Annotated in this window: 12 protein-coding genes; 7 read left to right on the top strand and 5 right to left on the bottom strand. The window is 50.2% G+C overall.

The window, feature by feature from the left end; translation table 11 throughout:
- Window positions 1-18: 18 nt before the first annotated feature.
- The 3 genes from HW115_RS17910 to HW115_RS17900 all read right to left on the bottom strand — a co-directional run bounded on the left by HW115_RS17910 (window position 19) and on the right by HW115_RS17900 (window position 7038).
- Window positions 19-2835, bottom strand: coding sequence for a LamG domain-containing protein (locus HW115_RS17910; RefSeq protein WP_178934648.1), 2817 nt, complete (start codon window positions 2833-2835; stop codon window positions 19-21).
- A gap of 131 nt (window positions 2836-2966) precedes the next feature.
- On the bottom strand, window positions 2967-3713 hold the full coding sequence (locus HW115_RS17905; RefSeq protein ID WP_227021645.1) for a PEP-CTERM sorting domain-containing protein: 747 nt from the start codon (window positions 3711-3713) through the stop codon (window positions 2967-2969).
- 202 nt (window positions 3714-3915) lie between these two features.
- Complete coding sequence (locus HW115_RS17900; protein ID WP_178934644.1) at window positions 3916-7038, bottom strand: glycosyl hydrolase family 95 catalytic domain-containing protein; 3123 nt, start codon at window positions 7036-7038, stop codon at window positions 3916-3918.
- A gap of 138 nt (window positions 7039-7176) precedes the next feature.
- On the opposite strand from HW115_RS17900, the gene HW115_RS17895 reads away from it, so the two are divergent.
- Together HW115_RS17895 and HW115_RS17890 are read left to right on the top strand one after the other, a co-directional pair.
- A complete protein-coding gene (locus tag HW115_RS17895; RefSeq protein ID WP_178934642.1) occupies window positions 7177-8781 on the top strand; it encodes a sulfatase family protein in 1605 nt (534 codons plus the stop codon).
- A gap of 211 nt (window positions 8782-8992) precedes the next feature.
- Window positions 8993-10111, top strand: coding sequence for a substrate-binding domain-containing protein (locus HW115_RS17890; RefSeq protein ID WP_178934640.1), 1119 nt, complete (start codon window positions 8993-8995; stop codon window positions 10109-10111).
- 35 nt (window positions 10112-10146) lie between these two features.
- Here the strand turns inward: HW115_RS17890 and HW115_RS19850 are convergent, their stop codons facing one another.
- The gene (locus HW115_RS19850) at window positions 10147-10332 is read right to left on the bottom strand and encodes a hypothetical protein (protein ID WP_227021644.1); all 186 of its coding nucleotides are present in this window, start codon (window positions 10330-10332) and stop codon (window positions 10147-10149) included.
- A gap of 363 nt (window positions 10333-10695) precedes the next feature.
- Here HW115_RS19850 and HW115_RS17885 point away from each other — a divergent pair, with 363 nt between their 5' ends.
- Complete coding sequence (locus tag HW115_RS17885; RefSeq protein WP_178934638.1) at window positions 10696-11784, top strand: tyrosine-type recombinase/integrase; 1089 nt, start codon at window positions 10696-10698, stop codon at window positions 11782-11784.
- A 182-nt stretch (window positions 11785-11966) separates the two neighbouring features.
- On the opposite strand, the gene HW115_RS17880 is transcribed toward HW115_RS17885, so the two are convergent.
- Window positions 11967-13313 carry a hypothetical protein gene (locus HW115_RS17880; RefSeq protein ID WP_178934636.1) on the bottom strand — a complete coding sequence of 449 codons (1347 nt, stop codon included), beginning with the start codon at window positions 13311-13313 and terminating at the stop codon, window positions 11967-11969.
- Window positions 13314-14765: 1452 nt separating this feature from the next.
- On the opposite strand from HW115_RS17880, the gene HW115_RS20350 reads away from it, so the two are divergent.
- The 4 genes from HW115_RS20350 (at window position 14766) to HW115_RS17860 (ending at window position 18548) form a co-directional block, all read left to right on the top strand.
- Window positions 14766-15092, top strand: coding sequence for a transposase (locus HW115_RS20350; RefSeq protein WP_178934634.1), 327 nt, complete (start codon window positions 14766-14768; stop codon window positions 15090-15092).
- Window positions 15047-15385, top strand: a complete 339-nt coding sequence (locus tag HW115_RS17870; RefSeq protein ID WP_178934628.1) for a hypothetical protein — start codon at window positions 15047-15049, stop codon at window positions 15383-15385. The genes HW115_RS20350 and HW115_RS17870 overlap by 46 nt, the downstream gene beginning before the upstream one ends.
- Before the next feature lie 449 nt (window positions 15386-15834).
- A complete protein-coding gene (locus HW115_RS17865; RefSeq protein WP_178934632.1) occupies window positions 15835-17217 on the top strand; it encodes a hypothetical protein in 1383 nt (460 codons plus the stop codon).
- Complete coding sequence (locus tag HW115_RS17860; protein WP_178934630.1) at window positions 17214-18548, top strand: hypothetical protein; 1335 nt, start codon at window positions 17214-17216, stop codon at window positions 18546-18548. Before HW115_RS17865 ends, HW115_RS17860 begins: the two co-directional genes overlap by 4 nt.
- The last annotated feature ends 236 nt before the right edge of the window (window positions 18549-18784 follow it).

The following is an 18784-nucleotide window of genomic DNA, read 5'->3' as shown; positions in this document are numbered from 1 at the left end:
TCAGCTCCATCAATAGGACTATGGTTGCCGGGTGAAACGAACGGTCTCACCCTTCGTTGTTTTGATGGTAAAACGATCACCTTTCAAGGTCTCACTTCGTTGAGCCCCTTTAAGTTGAACCTTACTTCCCGGCCATGGATTGATCAACGTGCAGTCACGTCCTTGTTCACTGGTCACCTCAACATAGCTCACCTCCCCCTCTTTGAGCTCGCTGGAAACCAAAAAAGCCCCCCACGTCCGGATAGTATGAAAGCGGACATCTTTATCTTTCGGCCAGACAGGAAAAACCCGGATCACGGACTCATTGCGTTTTACATCCCCGATCGGAACGTGAGACATACACAGCATTTCGTTGATCGTATTCGGGACCGTTGAAAAATTCTCAATTCCATGGGGGTTGCCACGCTGAAATCCGTTCGCGTAAGTATTTTTCGTGTATTTGCGCAATTGATCAAGAATCACATCGGGATCATAGCCCACTCGCACGGCAGCAGGAAAAAAACTATTGGATCCGTTGTGATCTATCCAACGACTCATGATATCAATAGTATTATGAGCCACTTCTAACCACTTATCATCACTATCGAGACCAATGCAGTTTGCGGGATAAATATGTTGAATCCCCAGTGTATTATTTCTCCACCAAGCAGTCCCTTTTTCAGTATAGCGAAACACCGTTTTGCCATTTTTCTCCTGCGTGCTCCAATGACTCAAATGACTCATCATATGCTGCCATTTTTCCTTCTTATCCAAATCGACCTTGAGAGCAGCACTCATATCAAGTGCGAGGTCCATCGCATTTCGCACCATCCCGAGCGAAAGGATGGGGTTCAAATTTTGTCCCGACCCTTCGTGAATGGCATCTCCAACAATCACATAACGTCCCTTTTCATAAACCAAATAGTCTTCCCAAAACAATGCCACCTCACGAACCAAAGGGTATACTTTTTTGGCATACTCTACATCATAAGAACTACGCCAACGCTGTGCTATGTTCACCAAGGCATACGCTGAATTCGAACGCTGTTGAAAAAACAACCCACCCAGTTCCGCATTCGGACCTTTGGCATATTTAGGGCTCCCCTTTGTCGTCTCAATACCACATGGACCAATGCCGACGGGAAATAAGACACCCCGTGTCTTGGTCACGTTTTTTGCATACCACTGCCCGCGTTTCAAAAACTCTAACATAGGAGTATCCTGAGGATCCCCTTGTTCCATTCGATTCGCTCCATACATGGCGTAAAACGGAGCGTAATGATTGTAATTCAAATGATAATCACCATGCCATCGAGGTTGATCTGAGGTATCCCAACCAAAAATCGCAGCGGGAAACCTAGGATTACGGCTGCATGCTCCTATCCCATACAAACTCCGATAATAGCCCAACTCAAGCACGGGATCATCCAACTCGATCCAAGAACGCTGCCAATAACCAGCCCACCACTCACGATGTCCTTGCTCAATGGCACGAAGTTCCGCTTTTTTCAACGCAGCTACATTTTTTACCACACGTTGCTTATAATCCGGGGCATCAAACAAACTATCCATCGCTAACAAGATATCAACAGGCTTCCCTGGGATGAGTTTAAAATGCCCCTGCACCCAGTGCTCGGCGCCACCCAGCTTACGTGCCGCTTCCTTGCCATTAACGTAAATCACCAGAGAAGAGCCATCGAGAACTCCAGCCACATGAAGCCATGTTTTTTTAGGCAAAGGCTTCGTTTCCACATATTTACCTCCAACAGCAAAGCGTAGTTTTCCTGCGGATAGTCCCATACTCACTCCCTTGCTCCACTCTCCGCAACTAAGAATATAATTGGCATCAGATGCTGCCTGATCAATGTAGATCCACGAGGCTACACTGATATCCCCTACTGGGAGATCAAGCGCACCGACGTCCACCCGGTTCTTTTTCTCTCCATTGAGTTTCAACGCTTTCCCGCTCTTCCCCTGAACCAAAGTGACTCCATGAGATTGCGGTAACGGCTTTTCAAATTTCCACTGCTGCAATGGTTTCTTGTCCAAAGAACCCGACATCACACCTGAGATGTCCGCTTCCTGTAACGCAAAATCATAGATTGCCAACTCATCGATGGCTCCATGAAATCCCCAGCGCCCCCCTTGCATTTGCTCGTGTCCAATGGCCACCCGAAATGCTTGCGTCTTTGCTGCCTCTTTTTTCACTCCTGCATGATTCTCCCCGATCTCTGAACCAAGCACCTTCATCGCCACGGCGGCTCCCGAAGCCATATCAACCACATTGGAAGGAAACGACCGGGCCGCAACAAACATGCCATCTCGATTTTCGACCGTGGATACCGAACCTCGACCTTGCTGCACCTTAAGCTGCGGCTTGACCTCGACTTCCCCACCCTTCGCCTCAAGACGAATCCACAATAAATTTCGATCAGCAATCACCCGGCTTTGCTGGCTTACCGTCAAGTTACCAAGGCGAAATGTAGCTTCTGCCCTAGGATCTCCGAGTGGCATATTAAGCTGGTACTCCGCTCCCTTGAGTGCGGGGATATCGAGAACCAGTTCACCGAATGTCACAGGGCTCGAGTTGCTGTAACCATGCTGAAGTCTCCACAAATCGTTTTTGCCCAAGTGAAATTGCTGACGTTCGGGAGCCCCCCCGATCGCGACCTTCATATCGCCGTTCCCCAGTAAAGGACCGTCCACAGCCTGTGCAGCGGGAGTGAGGGTCGGCACCTTGACAAATTTTAATGTCGCATCAGGCAAATAACCTACGTCTTCAGCACCAAAGGCACACGACATCGACAGAACACTGCTCCCCAAGAGGAAACACAACAAAGATGATGGAAAATTCATGTTTAAAACATACTCACAAACGTCTTCCCTATAAACGACTAAACTATGCAAAGGGTGGACATTTTAGGCAAAGAAGAAGCTGACCTCATCAGCGTGAGGTCAGCTTCAAGATACAGGATTATAAAGTGTTTCTACATGCGGCGGCGAAGAATCAACGTGAGTCCACCCAGCCCCAGAAGAGCGGCGGACGAAGGCTCAGGAATTGCCGTGATCGTCGTATTGGTACCGTCGTTTGCAAATGCCAGAGTAAGACCACTGTCCGCAGTTACCGTTCCTATTTTACCGGTGGCATCCAGACCGTTGGCATCTGCCCATGCGGTAAATCCTGCGGCGTCGGTGATTACAGCATCGATGATGATGGAGCCACTGGCACCAACTACGTGTCCTACACTTCCGCCTCCGTCATTTTTCAGGAATCCGAAACCCGTGTTCGTTGCATAATCGAGGCTTCCGTCCAACACTTGAAAGGTGTTGGTTCCCTGAGCAATCTTGAGGTTGCGCCCACCCATCGTCACCGCCAGGCCGCCTGTGATGGAGATCGTCGCCGACTCGCCACCAGTATTGTGCCCCAATCGTCCCAGGACCCGGTCGGCACTGTGATAGCCATTGAGCAACAATGTGTCACCTGCACCGCTGGTTCCGTGCAGAGTGAGATCCCCAATCTTGGCTCCGCTATTGGTGCCCACAAAAATACGACCGGCGTTGGTGCCAACACCATCGCCCACGTTCACGTTACCAGTGATACTCCAAGTATAGGGGTTTCCGTCGTTGTAAACAGCATCTCCGCTCGCGTTATCACCGTCAGCAAACACCATGTTCGTGTTTTCTCCCAAGGCCACCGTGGCGGCTTGCCCGATTGCAGCTGCGCCAAATGACATGGCTATTAGTAGTGTTATTGATTTTATGTTCATCGTGTTAGTTTCTCGTTGGTTGTTTTGTTGGTTTCACCTAGATCAGCCACTGCTGTGCAGCCAAGTTTTCAAGTATCTAGTTGTAATCATATTACCCAATAAAAAGGCGCCTCAAAGACCCATTCCTTGCAACAGCATGACAATTCTTGCAAAGATTCGCAACGTATCCTCACCACCCCATCACACGGAAAAATAAGCGAGACTTTCCGGGCGGCACAGTCATCGTTATCGAATTCACGGGTGGTGTCGCCTCAATACCGGATAGCACCTCATTCCAGAGTGGTTGCAAATCCGAAGAACTTTCAACCCGGTAAGTCCAGTCAGCAGAGCTTAGCCAGTTGAGGGTGATCTCGGTGCTGCCGTCGGCAAGTGTATTCCTTTTTTGAATGTAGGCCTTTAGTGGCCAGCTGTCGCTAACAAAATTTAAAGCTACATGATCGAGCGCAAAGTCGTGGTGGTTGCCATCATCACCGGTTGACTGGGTGCTACTGGTGAAACGCAAGGTCAAAGTCTGACCTGCGAGCGAGACGGGCACTTCGGCCTGAAGCCGGAGTTTGTGCCAGCTGCCTTCCGTTCCCCCCTGGCCCCATGCGCCAAGGTGGCTGGTTGATCCATTCGGTGGTCGCAGCGACGGGTCGGTGGCCGAATCGCGATCGAACAACACCTGATCACCTGCGAGCAGTTCGACCCGGTAGTTGAGCCACTTCTCATTGATCCGGTCAGCGACGTGGAAGGAAACGAGGTAGGTGCCTGTAGCGGCCGGCCCGAAGTCCTGGCTGATGCTGATTGGATCTCCCGGGTCATTGGCACGGATGCCGCGGGCATGCGATCCGTCGGGCAGCGGGGAGGATGTCCAGGCTGCTAGATCGTCGAAGGTAGAGGTGCCACCGTTGACGGTCCAACCGGTGATACCGGATTCAAAGGACAGGTTTTGCCCGCCCACTGGCGTTCCGGAAATCGAGGACGGTGAACGCATGAGCCGGTTCTGCGCCTCTTCGGAGAGTGCATGCTCACCCGGAAAGAGGCGGATCGTCTCATCGGGTGAGGTCGCAAAGCTAAAGGTGGCGCCGCTTACGACTTCCGCCGTTTCGCCGTTCCGGTAAAGGCGCGCGGCTTGTCCAGGCCACGGGTTGCGGATGATGCAATCACGCCCCTGTTCGCTGGTCAACTCAACGAACTGTACCTCGCCAGCCCACAGCGAGGAAGAAACGAGAAATCCTCCCCAGGCGCGCAGCCGGGTGAAACGGGCATCGCGCTCGCGCGGCCAGACCGGGAAGAGGCGGAGGATCGACTCATCCCTTGCGGGGAACGGTCCCGTAGGGCCGCTATAGCCAACCGCCACGCGGCTCATGCAAAGCATCTCATTAATGGTGCTCGGCACAGTGGAGAAGTTTTCGATCCCGTGCGGGTTGTTCACCAAAAACCCGTTCGGGTACATGTTACGCACGTAAGTGCCGAGTTGATTGAGGATGACGCGCGGCTCGTAGCCAATCTGCACTGCGGCGGGAAAAAAACTGTTGCTGCCGTTGGAATCATTCCAACGCTGCATCACCTCGATGGTATTGCGCGCGTACTGGACAAGATTCGGATCACTTTCATAGTTGATCGACCCGGCGGGGAAGATGGGTTTGATACCAAGCGTGTTACTACTCCACCAACTGGTACCTACCTCGCTGTAGCGGAAGACTTCCAAGGAACTCCCGTCGGGGGCTTTTTTGAAATGGGTGGTGTAGCCCGAAATCTTTTCGAGGATATCCTGCCAGGCAGCCCGCTTGTCGGCGTCGCGGTCGAGCTCGTTGCTGAGGTCGAGAACGAAATCGAAGGTGTTACGGATCAGGCCGAGGCTCAGGATCGAGTTGAAATCCGCTCCGCTGCCCTCGTGGACCGAGTCGTTGTTGATGACATAGCGCGAGTTGGCGGCGTCCCAAACGAGGTAGTTTTCCCAGAAGGCGGCAACCTCTTTGGCAAAGGGATAGACTTTCTCACCATAGGCTGGATCGTAGCTGCGGCGCCAACGGTCGGCCATGTTCACTAAGCAGAGGGCTGCGTCGGAACGCTGACCGAAGGTCAGCACACCCTGCTCTTTGTTCGGAAACGAAAAGGAGCCATGGTTGTAGGTGGTGTCAATGCCCTTGGGGCCGATGCCCACTCCGAAGATGACGCCCCAGGGATCCGTGCCAGAGCCGAAAATGTCGGTCGCATACCCTTGGGCTCGACTCATAAAATCGAACACAGGGGCATCGTGAGGCGTAAGCTGTTCAAGGCGATTGCCCGAGGCCAGCGCGTAGAAAGGCGTCTGAAAGTTATAGTTGGTGTGGTAATCACCGTTCCACCTCGGGTTGTTGGTGGTGGTCCAGCCGAAGATGGCCGGCGGAAACTCCGGGTCGCGCGAGCAACTGCCCATCCCGTAGTAGCTCCGGTAATAGGCAAGCTCAATTTCCGGATCGCCGATCTCGATCCAGGCCTTGTCCCAGTATCCGGCCCACCATGCGGCATGTGCGGCGATGAGCCCCGGGATGTCGGATTCAAGCAAACCCGCACAGCGGACGATGACGTCATCCCGCGGGGTGGTGCTCTTGAACAGACTGTCCATGGACACCGCGACCCAGACAGTTTCGCCAGCGGCGATGGTTAGGGCAACCTGGCCCGAGGTGCTACCGCCGAGAGTTGTCATGGCGCAGGCCACCTTGGTCGGGATATCCACCACATCAGCCCCAAAGGCGCGTTCAATCCACAACACGCCGCCTGAATCTCCACTGGCGGAAACCGATCCGCGACCACTGTGGGCGGTCAAACCGCACACCACTTCGAATGAGCGTTGCTCGGCAGTGAGTCCGATCAACAGTAGATTCTCCTGTGCCAGGACTCGGCTTTCCATCCGCAGCACTCCGTCACCGCGGTCAAAGTTCAGGCGCGTAGTGGCATCAACCAGTGACTGGTTCACCTGGTAAGAGGCACCCACAAGATCGGCTGTGCTCAGCGTGAACGTGCCGACCGGTTGGGGCGCGGCGTTTCCATTTCCCTGTTGCAGTCGCCAAAAGTCGTTCTTGCCGAGGTGAAAAACCACTGCCTGGGGCGGCCCCGAGATCGCCGCGAGCATATCGCCATTGCCCAGCAAAGGGCCATCGACCGCGAAGTTCGCCGGGGTCCTTGTCGGCGGACTGGTCCATACGGATTCATACTTCCCGACAACGTCTAACACTTCAGATCCATACAGAGGGGCAGACGCAACCACCCACAATAAGGCGCCTATAATAAGGGTCAGGATGGTGCCCGTTTGTAGCCTATGCATGTCTAAAACCCTAAAACAATCCAAGCTCTTGCACACAAGCATTCCTTGCAACAGCATGACAATTCTTGCAACCCTGACAATTCCTGCAACACTGACAAGTAAGCCTAGCCTACCCGTACATAAAAACAAACCGGACAGATGAAAAAAAAGTTATATCAAAAATCATTGAGAAGTGTGGCCACTCTCATAGTCATCATGGCTATATCCCTACAGCTTGGGGCCATAGGCGCTGCAACAAAAAAACCTAACATCATTTTTATCTTCTCGGATGACCACGCCATTGGCGCCATTGGCGCCTACGGGGAAGGTCGATGGAAAACACCTCACATCGACCGTCTGGCAAAAGAGGGCATGCGCTTTGATCGGACATTCTGCGCAAATTCGATTTGCACACCAAGTCGGGCGACGGTTCTAAGTGGACAGCACAGTCACAAGAATGGAGTCTTGCAGCTAGCTCCACATTATGTGTTCGATCCAGCCCGAGGCAATGTTCAGGAATTGATGCAGAAAGGAGGCTATCAAACAGCACTTTTTGGTAAATGGCACCTAATCAGTCCTCCCACGGGCTTCGATGAATGGGAAATCATGACCGCAAGTGCGGGACAAGGAACCTACTACAATCCACACATGAAACGTAGTGGCGGACGCAAAGATTACACGCCACAGGGCTATGCCTCAGATGTCATAACGGATCTGAGTATCGATTGGCTGGAAAGACGTGATAAATCAAAACCATTCATTCTCTTTTCTCATCATAAAGCACCGCACGGAGACTGGCTACCGAACATGGATAAGTATGGTAATGCCTATAAGGATTTGCTTATCCCAGAGCCGGCTACCATGTGGGAAACGTTTGAGGGCAGAGGCAAGGGATCTCCATCCAAAGTGTCTGCGCACACCCTGAGCAAAACATGGGACAAGGGCCACCTGATGATCAAACCACCTGGCGGATTAAATCAAGCTGAAATAAAGCAATGGAAATCCATCTACGATGAAGAAAATCAAGCCTATTTCAAGAAGCGTAAAACAAAAACATTGAGCAAAAAAGAAGACATTCGCTGGCGTTTTCAAAGGCTGGCGCGCAATTATTATCTTACGGTATCATCACTGGACGATTCCATAGGACGCCTGCTGGACTATCTTGACCGTAGCGGATTGAACAAGAATACGATTGTCATTTATTCGTCTGATCAAGGATTCTTTGTGGGAGACTACGGGTGGTATGATAAACGCTATATGTATGAAACCTCTATGCGTATGCCCTTGATCGTAAGATGGCCAGGAGTAGTCAAACCAGGCTCTGTGGACACACACCTCACACAGAATCTTGATTTTGCGCAGACCTTTCTGGATATAGCTGGTGTAGATACTCCTGATTATATGCAGGGCCGCTCGCTGCTGCCACTGCTTAAGGGGGAGCAAGCAACATCAAAATGGCGCGATGCTCTCTATTACCAATACTACGGCAAGAAATGGAGCCTCCCCTCCCATTACGGTGTACGAACAGACCGGTATAAGCTCATTCGATTCTTTGACAAAACGCGCGAACATTGGGAGCTCTACGATTTAGAAAATGATGCAGAAGAATTGAAAAATGAATATGAGAATCCTGAGTTTTCAGCTACCCGCAAACATCTCCATATGAAACTGGATGAGATGCGTAAACTATACGAAGTACCCGATGACACCGCAGCCATCATGAAAGCTGCAAGCAGAAGAACGCCCCCGAAAAGAGAAAAATAATAGAATGCCTTAAGGGGCACCTCGATGCTTTGCAAAGAGTGGTCGACTTTGAAAAAGAAAAACCGAGAAAAAGAAAAACCTGATCACACCAACGCAAGATCAGGTTGATGACGGACTAAGGAACAGCAATAGTCAACAATAAGCCCAACCCCGCATACGCCGTTTCTTACAACGGGTTGACAATTTCTGCACCCCTGCAAGTATTCCTTGTATGCTCGCACATAAAAAATTCAATGTCATGATCATCCTGGGATGGAACGACCCGGAATGTTTTGATGCGATCACCTCAAAAGCTCTCGAATATAACTGGCACCTCGAACTCCGAGCTTATTACACAGGATCCGTTCCCGAACGCTGGGACGGCGATGGAATTATCTATTCAAAAGGCATACGACCCAAACTCGATGACTTTGTGATGAAATATTCAAAACACTGTCCGGTGGTTGCCTTAAATTCTAATCTTCCAAAAGGTCTGAACATACCAGTTGTCAGTCCGGACAACTACGCCGCAGGCAGCTTGGCTGCAAAGCACTTGATCAGCCGCGGATATAAAAACTTCTCCTATTACTCTCCCAGCAAGGGGGCCGTCTCCGACTTACGCCAAGCCGGATTCAAAGACACGATCCAACAAGCCGGATTCAGCTTTCATCCATTAAAAAGTAAAAGGACAAATGCCGCCAACCCATCATGGTCCACGCAACAACCCTATCTCACTAAACAACTGGATCAACTCCCGCCGCAAACCGGGATTCTCGCACTCGACGACCTAACAGCATCCGATCTGATTGAGATTGCATTAGAATCCGGCAAAAAAATACCGGATGACTTTGCCGTCATAGGCCTTGGAAACGACCGTGCCGTTTGCGAGTGTGCACAAACCCCGATCACTAGTATCAACCTCAGAAGCGAAGAAGTATCCAACCAAGCCGCGGCCTTGCTCAACCAGCTTATGATCAAGCGATCCAGCATTGCAACCAGCAGCAATATCCCCGTAGGAGAATTGGTAGCACGGGAAAGCAGCGATGCCACTGTCGTTCACGACCCTCGTCTCAAGCAGGTCATTCATTTTATAAAGACCAACATCCGCCAGCCGATATCTCTCGAACAGGCCGCTGATGCTGCAGGCATATCACACCGCACACTCTATAACCTGTTTCGTCAAGAACTGGGAAATACACCTGCTGATTACTTACGAGAGGAGCGCACCCTGATTGCAGCACGTCTGTTGAAAGAAAATCCAGAACTCACCATTCGTGAAGCAGCCCGACTAGCTGGATTTTCCTGCACACGCACACTTAGCAGGAATTTGGATCTTTCCGGTCGTTCTTGAAAACGATTTTTTCACCAGCAGCATTGCCTCTCTATCTATCCAGAGATGTGCTTTAGCTTGGCGGATGCCAGCATCACGGCAGCCTCCGCTCCGCTCGGGCTGTGCGGATCTGCGGAAATCCTCCTCCGGATTTCCGGTAGGTGGGAAACCCGCGATGCGCGGGCATGGTGCGCTCGAACCCGTGGGTCTCCGCTCGCTGTGCTCGCTCCGGAGGTTCTCATCCAGCTGCCGCCACCATTCCAGGCTGCTCTCACCGGGCACAAAAAAAGCACCCCTTGTAGGTGCAGTCTGAATTAAAAAACAATGGAGGCGGGAGCGGGAATCGAACCCGCGAAGCCATCCCTTGAACAAAATGAACAATATAGAACGTAACTACAAGGATTGCGGGCACTATAAACAACATAAACGTTGCATTTTGTTACCAGTATGTTACCAGCCCTATCATGCCAACGCTAAGTAAAAAGAAGGGATCCCGCTACTGGCACGCCGCCTTCCGAGTGCTTCAGGAAGACGGAGAAAACAAACTTATCTCACGGACCACTCGCAAGACGAGCCGGAGGGAAGCTATGCATGTGGCTGTCGCCATGGAAAAAACGGCTCAAGCTGAAGCTGGTGCAGGAGAAGAAAAAAGCCGCCGAATCCTCTCTGTCATTACCCGAGCAACGGAAGATGCTGAAAGAGGCATACTCAACTCAACAAAAGGTAGTGCATATATCGCAGAAATCATCAAAATTGCTACTGGTGAAGACCTGCAGACCTACACCATCAAAGAATGGGTGAGTGAATGGCTAGCCAGACAAGAAGGTGTATCTATAGCCACCGTACGGGCCTATAACACATACACAAAACAGTTTCTCAAATGGCTTGGTCCACGCGCTGATAATACACTTCAAAGCCTCACCACAGCAGACATGCGAAAACTAAGACAATGGTTTCTGGACGGGGCCGGAGGTAAGCGAAAAGCGAGTGTAAATACGGCTACACAGAAAATGAAAACGGTTTCATCCATCTACATCGAAGCCATGAAACAAGGGATTACCAACTTCAACCCTGTCGCTGCACTAAAAGCCCTACCCCAAGAGGACAGTATCACACGCAAACCATTTACTCTTCAAGAAGTCAAATCTCTCATTAATCATGCCCCCTCAGATGACTGGCGAGGTTTGATTCTCATGGGAGCTTTCACTGGCTTACGTCTCACCGACTGCGCACAATTGCCATGGGATGCCGTCAACCTCAAAAAAGGTGAGATTGTGACCATGCCTAGCAAGACAAAACGCAAAAGGACAATCGTTCGCATCCCCCTTCATCCATCCCTAGCATCCTTCCTTAGTAGCAGACCTACCCCCATAGACAACACCGCTCCAGTTTTTCCGGAACTTGCAGTTCAATCAGGACCAGGGCGAAACGGTCTCTCCATACAATTCACAGAAATTATGGATAAAGCCAACGTCAGCAGAGGCAAAGCCTCAACAACAGGTGGACGCTCCAGTTATGAGCGCAGCTTCCACAGCCTGCGCCACACACTTACCAGTTGGCTTGCTGACTCCAATGTATCCCCGGAAATCCGCATGGAGATTATTGGACACAAATCACAAGACGTCCACAGCCTTTATACACACCTCGGTGATGAAACATTGCAAAATGCCATGTCCGGAGTGCCGGGATTGTAATCCAACGGCATGCCTCCCAGTACTTCCACAAGACGTAAATCCCATATGCAACAGCCGGATCGGTTACCAGTTCACCCCACATTTCTATATAGAGTGTTTCGCGCTGAAGAGTAACTGACTCGTCCATAGCTATCTCAATTCAATCTCCATTGGCAACTCCGCAACTACCAATCATGTATTGCTCACTCCCCCTCCATGGAGAACTCAATAAGATCCATTAACCGAGTATTATTGTTGGAATCCTCGTGTCGCAGAGCTTGGATTTTTTGTTGAATGCTCTGTCTCCTGCTAGCTGACAGCGACTCATAGATAGCAGACTTTCCTAAAACACTCTGCACAATGAAATTTCTGACAACTTCCGACTTATCATTCAGCAGTTCTGTCAGCCCCACGTCAACAAACGCCCAGAACGACTGTTTTTCAAGAATTCGGAGAAAACTAATCTTCCCATATGGCGAAGAACTTTCAAACACCTCGCGCAGCTCAACAAACTGATCAACTGACATCATTCGAGGTAGCAAAGGCACGATCACAGCCCTAAGCCTACGATTCTCCGTAAGCAGTGATCGTATATCCAATTCTCCGACTCGCTCTTCAGCACAAGAAGCCAATGCTCTCAGACAGTTAAGCTTGGTCAATTTTGATCCAGTCCGAACACCTTCTATGAAATGATCCGCATCCTCACTTCGGGCATAGTCTGCAATGAAATAAAATACCTCCCCATCTTGAGTCTTATATATCGAGTATGCATCAGCTTGATAAAATTTATTGAGATAGTATTGCCCGAACAGGCGCAAACTTTGGTTCCTATCCATCGCCAAACTACCGAGCTGCCCTTGTGTTGGTCTAATACCGGCACTCACTAAGCTGTAAAAATAGCGACGTCGCACAAAAATGGATTGATCACTAGCCAGTCGCCCCTGCTCATCATCTGTAAGACAAGGAATCTCTACATTATTCAGCAACTGAAGCCGGTTAAATGGTTCAGGGTCATCCAACACCCAACGGCGCAGTTTTCCTCCCGTGTTCCCTGATAGAGAAAAAAGAAACCGCCTGAACATAGGGGAAAATTCGAAATACTGTGAATGCTTTAACAAGCGGATTCGTTTTTTCAAGTCCCTCCTGATCGCAGCTACCCCTTGATCACTCTGAAGTCGTTCTTTACGGAACAAATAAAGGATCAAACGCTGGTTCGAATAAATAGATTCCAATGGAAGCTGATGAAAATTTTCAATGACCCAGTCTCTAGCTATATCTCGAACCTGAGACACCCAATCGGACAATCGCAAAAGAATCCGGTTCTCATCCCCCTGTTCATATGCAGTAATCAGCTCATATAAACATTTTTCCCGAGTATAACCCGACTGATCAATAGAGCCTATCCAATTGAGCAGGCGCTTATCCGTCTTGCCCAGTGTGTCCTTCACCTGATCATATTGCCATGTACGAAGTTCAAAATCATCCCACATGAGATCGATCGTAAAACCCTCTGTATCCACAGAACATTGACAAGCATCTTCCGTTGGCATCTCAACACTTTGTCGACGTAATCTATTTCGTATGCGGCGGAACAAGCTCATTCATTTACTCCTACAATTTCACAGTCCGCGTACGTTAGCGACGTAATGAGACTCATTCAAGGCACACTCTGTTTTCATGATAAACCGTTGCCATCTACTACTACATTTAGCCTCTATATATTTCCACGCAAACACATTTTCAGGGCAGTATCTATATATCAGCAACAGTATTACCAATACCGCCGCCCTCAAACTGGATGTCTATGATCGGGTAGTTGATCATGCTGTGATTCTTCTATGGTTTTCCCAGTGTGAGATGAGTATAATTTATTGCTAGAAAGCTTTAACATTCTGTCACCAAGTCTATTACCTTGTAGGCAGTGTTAAAAGTCATCTCGCATGACATAGCGTGAACTCCTCGGGTTGTGCCAATCATTCAGCCAACGATTTACGTCATCAGCACCAATGCCTGCTAGAATTGCTGACCGCCTATCGAATAGCACCTTTAAATGGTATCTTCTCTCAGGGAAAATATTAGTCAGCTTCAACCAAATCAAAAGTAGCTGAGTCATCATCACAAATAGACGAAGCTTATGCAGGTATTCTAAATTGCGTTGGCTGTTGTGAGTGCTCATACTCAGTTTAATACCAGAAGAGTTGCGTGTTGTCTCCGATGATTGGTTTGCTTTACTTCTATACATATTGTTGTTGGTAGTGTTTTTGTATCAGTATCAATTACTGACCGTCAATCACCCTTTCCCTTGGCGGAGCACATCCCGTAATCCTCTCACCCTCGCAGGATACAAATCCTGCACTTCACACTTCAGAGCCCGGGACAGTACCAATAGTTCAGCATCGTTAACCCTGCGCAGTTGGGCCTCTATCTTCGACAAGCCTCCCCGGCTCAAATCCCAGCCCGCAACCTGGATCTTCGCCACCAACGTAACACTTAACACTTTTCTGGAGGGATTCTACGGAGGTTTCACAGGCAACTACTCGGGGGTGGGCTATTCAGCCGCGCAGGTAAATGCAGCTATTCAGCGAATCAATTCCACCTATAATCAGCTTACCCAGATCGCGGCCCAATACGGTGCACGTATCCCCAGCCAACCTACCCGGTAATAAGGGAGAGCAATGGGACAGCAAAGAAACCCAGCCAATACAGATTATGAAAACGATACTTAAAATAACGATCCCAGCCATCGTGATCACCTTGCTCTGGACAGGCTCAAACCACTCGGTCAGCTCACAGATCAATATGACAACAGTCCAAGCACGGCACGGCGTAAAGTGCAGTCGCTGCAATGGCTCCGGGTGGTTTGGTAATCAAAAGTGCCTTCAATGTGGTGGCGACGGGATAGTGGGTAACTAGTGCGCCAGACACTCGCACTGCCGGGCTAGGTAACAGCCCATCATATCAGCGCGGGAGTCATTAGTTTTAAGTAGCTTAACACTTGAAACATGACCAATCGCTCAACAACAGAATGTAATCAGACAGAACTGCCTTTTACAAGCAGTCAAAGCCGTAAAGTTGAAGCCCGTTTCGACGGCGGCGACATTAGTTCTGATGGAGGCCTGCTGTTGCCACGCGAAGTGGACAGGAGACTCGACGTTCTTCCCAGGGCAGCCAAGCTTCTGGATGATCCTCGCGAGACAGGCAAAGTCCGCCACAGTGCCCAAAGCCTCGTCAAGCAGCGGGTGATGGCACTGGTCCAGGGCTACGAGGATCAAACGACCACGATTTGTTGCGCAACGACAACCTGCTGCAACTCGCCACCGACAAAGTGACCCCCGCTGGCCAGCCCACCCACGCTCTGCCGTATGGAATAATGGGCGGACAACCGTCAATGAGCGACTGGCACAAGGCTGCTGTCGAAGCTAATGCGTTAGGAAAAAACACCACAAAAGATACTGCTCGGAACTTCATTAGCCGTAAGATGCAGAAGCCCGATGACTACAAAACCACTGACGGGTCGGTGGGGAAGCAAAAGCGCGTTGCGTGCGGTGACAAATGGCAGTTTCTGGAGGTGGCCGACAACAGAGGCAGCAGTAACAATCGGATAGATATACCCGCTAAATGAACTCAAAAATCCGTCTCAGAGGGCTCTCCATGACTCAACCGTCATGAGTCATGGTTTTAGCTCCCATGACTCACATGGCTCAAGCCTACTCAGCAGTGATTGAGTCATGACAAACCCCTTGTAACATAAAGGATCGATCACATCCTCACCTCTACACCTACAAAACTCACTGAATCATGGGGATAGATCCATGACTCACCCCCTCCCCCTCTCTATAGAGGGGGAGGGTTGAGACATGAGATCCGGGAGAACTGAGACAAATAGCAAAAACTTGCTATCGACTTACAATTCATCTTCTCACTGCCGATCTCTGCGCCCGCCGATGATTCCTATACCGCTCTGATAATCACCACATCCACACAGACAGATCTTCAAAAAATAATTTGTGATTTCCGCTGTACATCAATCTCCACATCCTTTAAACTGTCAGTAAATAATCCACCCCCCTCATGACTCCTGACGACCACCACCAACTTAACACATTTTTCAGCACCTTTGATATTCATTCACTAGGCGAAGGCAACATCAATGCCGGTGTCAACACGCTTGCTACAATGCTCTTCACCGTCGCCAACATCTCACGTCCCGGAAGCGGTATTTTGAACCCAGACGGGAGGCTCATCAAGGCAGGCAACTCCCTGCTTATATCCGGTTCCCTGAGTTCGAGTCTGATTACCGATGACGTAATCACCGAACTACGACTCTGCCAAAACAACATCACCGCTCAACTTGAACGGGTCAAAACCACAAAGGCTCGTGAAGATACGGCTGACCGACCAAAATTCATCAAGTTCGCGGAGAAGAACATAGTCAATCAATCCGAAAACATGCTGTTATCTATGCTGAAGGAGGAGCATGGAGGTATGTCATCGATCGTAGACAAATGGGCAATCGTTTCTCTATCCCCACCAAACCCTGCGATTGATGAAATTGTCAGTAGCCCAAAAATTGTAGTCAGTGCCTCTACCCCGGCCGAACTCTCGAACCTACTTCAAGGAACCCACCTGAGTCACCCACTGGCACTGCATGGCCTCAATCACACTTCCAATACCGAGCGCATGTCAGACCTCTGCACTGGACTCATGAGCGGCAGGCTTGCGGATGGTGATAATGGTAAAACCGCGCAAGGCTACCTGATCATCACCGACTCCGATGGCATGCTCCACACACTGGCCAAGAACGCCGATGAGCACACCACATGGCTCGGACACATGCTCTGGTTAGTTGATGGCAATGCTGGTCCCGAGCTACCGAACTATGACCCCACAGCATCCCCCCTTGGCAATGTTGCTGACAAATTTAAAAGCGCACTGTCCCGGGCATTCGGTAAGCGCCTCAACCACAAATCAGAATACCCGGTCATCCACGAGCTGGATATGAAAGCGGCGCAGCACAGGTGGGTAGAATTTCTCAAGGGCATCGAAGGCTCACTTCCCGGTATCAGCGGCCATGCACGTAACCTGCTAGCGACCTTGGTGTTCGGTGCTCTTGAGCTTACTTCTCGCTACACACCTGCTGCCGGCAATCCTAACCCGCTGTCTGGCATTGAGGCATTTGCACGGTTCCTTATCCACAGAATGGTGAACGCCAGGAGCGTCATGACTTACTCTGCGAGAGAAGCCCGCAACGACCAGTTAAAAGAAAGAATCCAACAAAAGCTCAAAGACGGTCCACATACGGTGAGAGATCTCACACGAAGATTTAGCAGACTTGCAGCAGAGACATGCCGTCAACTACTCCATGAGCTTGAGGAGGAAGGCAAGGTCACCGATATCGATGGGGAATGGTCCCTAACTAACTCAACAACCCAACCACTGACCTTAGAAATATGACTACGACACACCCCCCCTCAGTCCACGAACAGATTACCGAACCCGTATACAAGGTACTGACCGAGTTCATGGACAAATGCTCCGACGATCCTGAAACCCGGGAAGCCATGCTCTCATCACTCACTCTTTCATTCTGGCAATTAGCATCTCGTGGAGTAATGCGACAAACCCCGTCGATCATTCTGGTCAATGCCAGTAATGAGCAAGGACAAGATCACATCCTCAAAGCTGTCCGTAAACTCTGCAACGAAGGCAAAGTCGAGGAACAGCAGAACACCGAAGCAATGAAACGAGCTCCGGATGCCATGCTCAAAGCAGCACTCACAGAGCAACAGATCCGGGCAAACCCGGCTTCGGCCCATTGCAAATCCTGCTGGCCTGAGATCTACAATAAAGAGAGGGTCGTTGGTTTTGGACAGGGCAATGTATCTGATTACGCCCGTGCTTGGCATCCCCAGCTGGGACTTATCACAGACAAAAAGAACTCCATTGTCCTGAAACTCAATGGGGAATCGGACTGGGAAACATTCCGTCATGACCTGCACAATGAACCTCAAAAACTAAAGAGCCCAGCTGGCATAAGCACTGAGCTTGATCTTCTGGTAAAGTCACTGACGCTAAACGGGGCCCTGGAAGCCGAGCGGTGCGACCATGAGCTTGTTGATGCCGTTCTCGAACTCGGCATCCCCCTCTTCTTTCTACCCCACACAACCAGCAAACCCATCAATATTCCGAACTATCCGGCATTGAGCTACTTCGCACTAAAACTGGACACAACTGCAAACATGTTACCCTGTAGTGCTCCATTAGTTCCTCAAGACAAGTGGTGTTCGTATTATGGTGACTGGATATTTCAACGCCTGTCACGTTTACCTCAAAACTACAGGTTCTGCATTCTTGAAACCGTTCATCAACTACAAATTGCGTGCGAGACATTGGTCTTGTATTCAGGACCAGCCAACGGCGAGTCTACACCCGATACCCGGGCACTGGCCCGTAACCTGTTTACCACCGTTCTGAGGAATACGGCACTGAGTCTGGCGTTCCTTGCCTGGCATGGACATGGTATCGAGCTATCCTGCTCTCTGAGGACTGCACGCAAGGTTCTGAAAGTATTGCGAGAAGATGGGGGCTCAGTTTCCCGGCGCGATGTGCAGCGGTCCGTGGGCTTTAACACGGCAGCAAAACGCGACGAAGTACTGGCACAATTGGAGAATCAGGGTCTGGTGACGCTGGATGATAATCTGGTGAGTGCCACGCACATGCACGAGTTCATTGCCAACATCCGGCAGCAATTGCCGATGGCAACCAAAACCTCAGATCCTTCCTGAGCAATAATTTGCCCGGGCTGATTGTCCGTGGTCAGCTTACCGCCTACCCTGTCCGGGTAGGCGGTTTTTTTTGTCAGTCAGAAAAACAACCGAGACCACATTACACGACAAAAATTCAGGTAGCTTGAATAAGCTCGTCGCTTTTTAGCCACCTGAAGAATTCATCTATCAGAGCTTCATGCTTTTGTGGTGCAGTTACCATCGTGGTCAAGCGCCCCAAACCGTAATTGTAGTGG

This window comes from Oceaniferula marina (assembly GCF_013391475.1).
Classification (GTDB): Bacteria; Verrucomicrobiota; Verrucomicrobiia; order Verrucomicrobiales; family Akkermansiaceae; genus Oceaniferula; species Oceaniferula marina.
The sequence above is the reverse complement of the archived record's forward strand: the minus strand, read 5'-3'. Positions and strand labels throughout refer to the sequence as shown.

What these genes read in the sequence shown, in the direction of transcription:
- HW115_RS17910 (WP_178934648.1), bottom strand. Translation starts at nt 2,835, where the DNA reads ATGAATTTTCCATCATCTTTGTTGTGTTTCCTCTTGGGGAGCAGTGTT.
- HW115_RS17905 (WP_227021645.1), bottom strand. Translation starts at nt 3,713, where the DNA reads ATGTCATTTGGCGCAGCTGCAATCGGGCAAGCCGCCACGGTGGCCTTG.
- HW115_RS17900 (WP_178934644.1), bottom strand. Translation starts at nt 7,038, where the DNA reads ATGCATAGGCTACAAACGGGCACCATCCTGACCCTTATTATAGGCGCC.
- HW115_RS17895 (WP_178934642.1), top strand. Translation starts at nt 7,177, where the DNA reads ATGAAAAAAAAGTTATATCAAAAATCATTGAGAAGTGTGGCCACTCTC.
- HW115_RS17890 (WP_178934640.1), top strand. Translation starts at nt 8,993, where the DNA reads ATGCTCGCACATAAAAAATTCAATGTCATGATCATCCTGGGATGGAAC.
- HW115_RS19850 (WP_227021644.1), bottom strand. Translation starts at nt 10,332, where the DNA reads ATGAGAACCTCCGGAGCGAGCACAGCGAGCGGAGACCCACGGGTTCGA.
- HW115_RS17885 (WP_178934638.1), top strand. Translation starts at nt 10,696, where the DNA reads ATGGAAAAAACGGCTCAAGCTGAAGCTGGTGCAGGAGAAGAAAAAAGC.
- HW115_RS17880 (WP_178934636.1), bottom strand. Translation starts at nt 13,313, where the DNA reads ATGCCAACGGAAGATGCTTGTCAATGTTCTGTGGATACAGAGGGTTTT.
- HW115_RS20350 (WP_178934634.1), top strand. Translation starts at nt 14,766, where the DNA reads ATGACCAATCGCTCAACAACAGAATGTAATCAGACAGAACTGCCTTTT.
- HW115_RS17865 (WP_178934632.1), top strand. Translation starts at nt 15,835, where the DNA reads ATGACTCCTGACGACCACCACCAACTTAACACATTTTTCAGCACCTTT.
- HW115_RS17860 (WP_178934630.1), top strand. Translation starts at nt 17,214, where the DNA reads ATGACTACGACACACCCCCCCTCAGTCCACGAACAGATTACCGAACCC.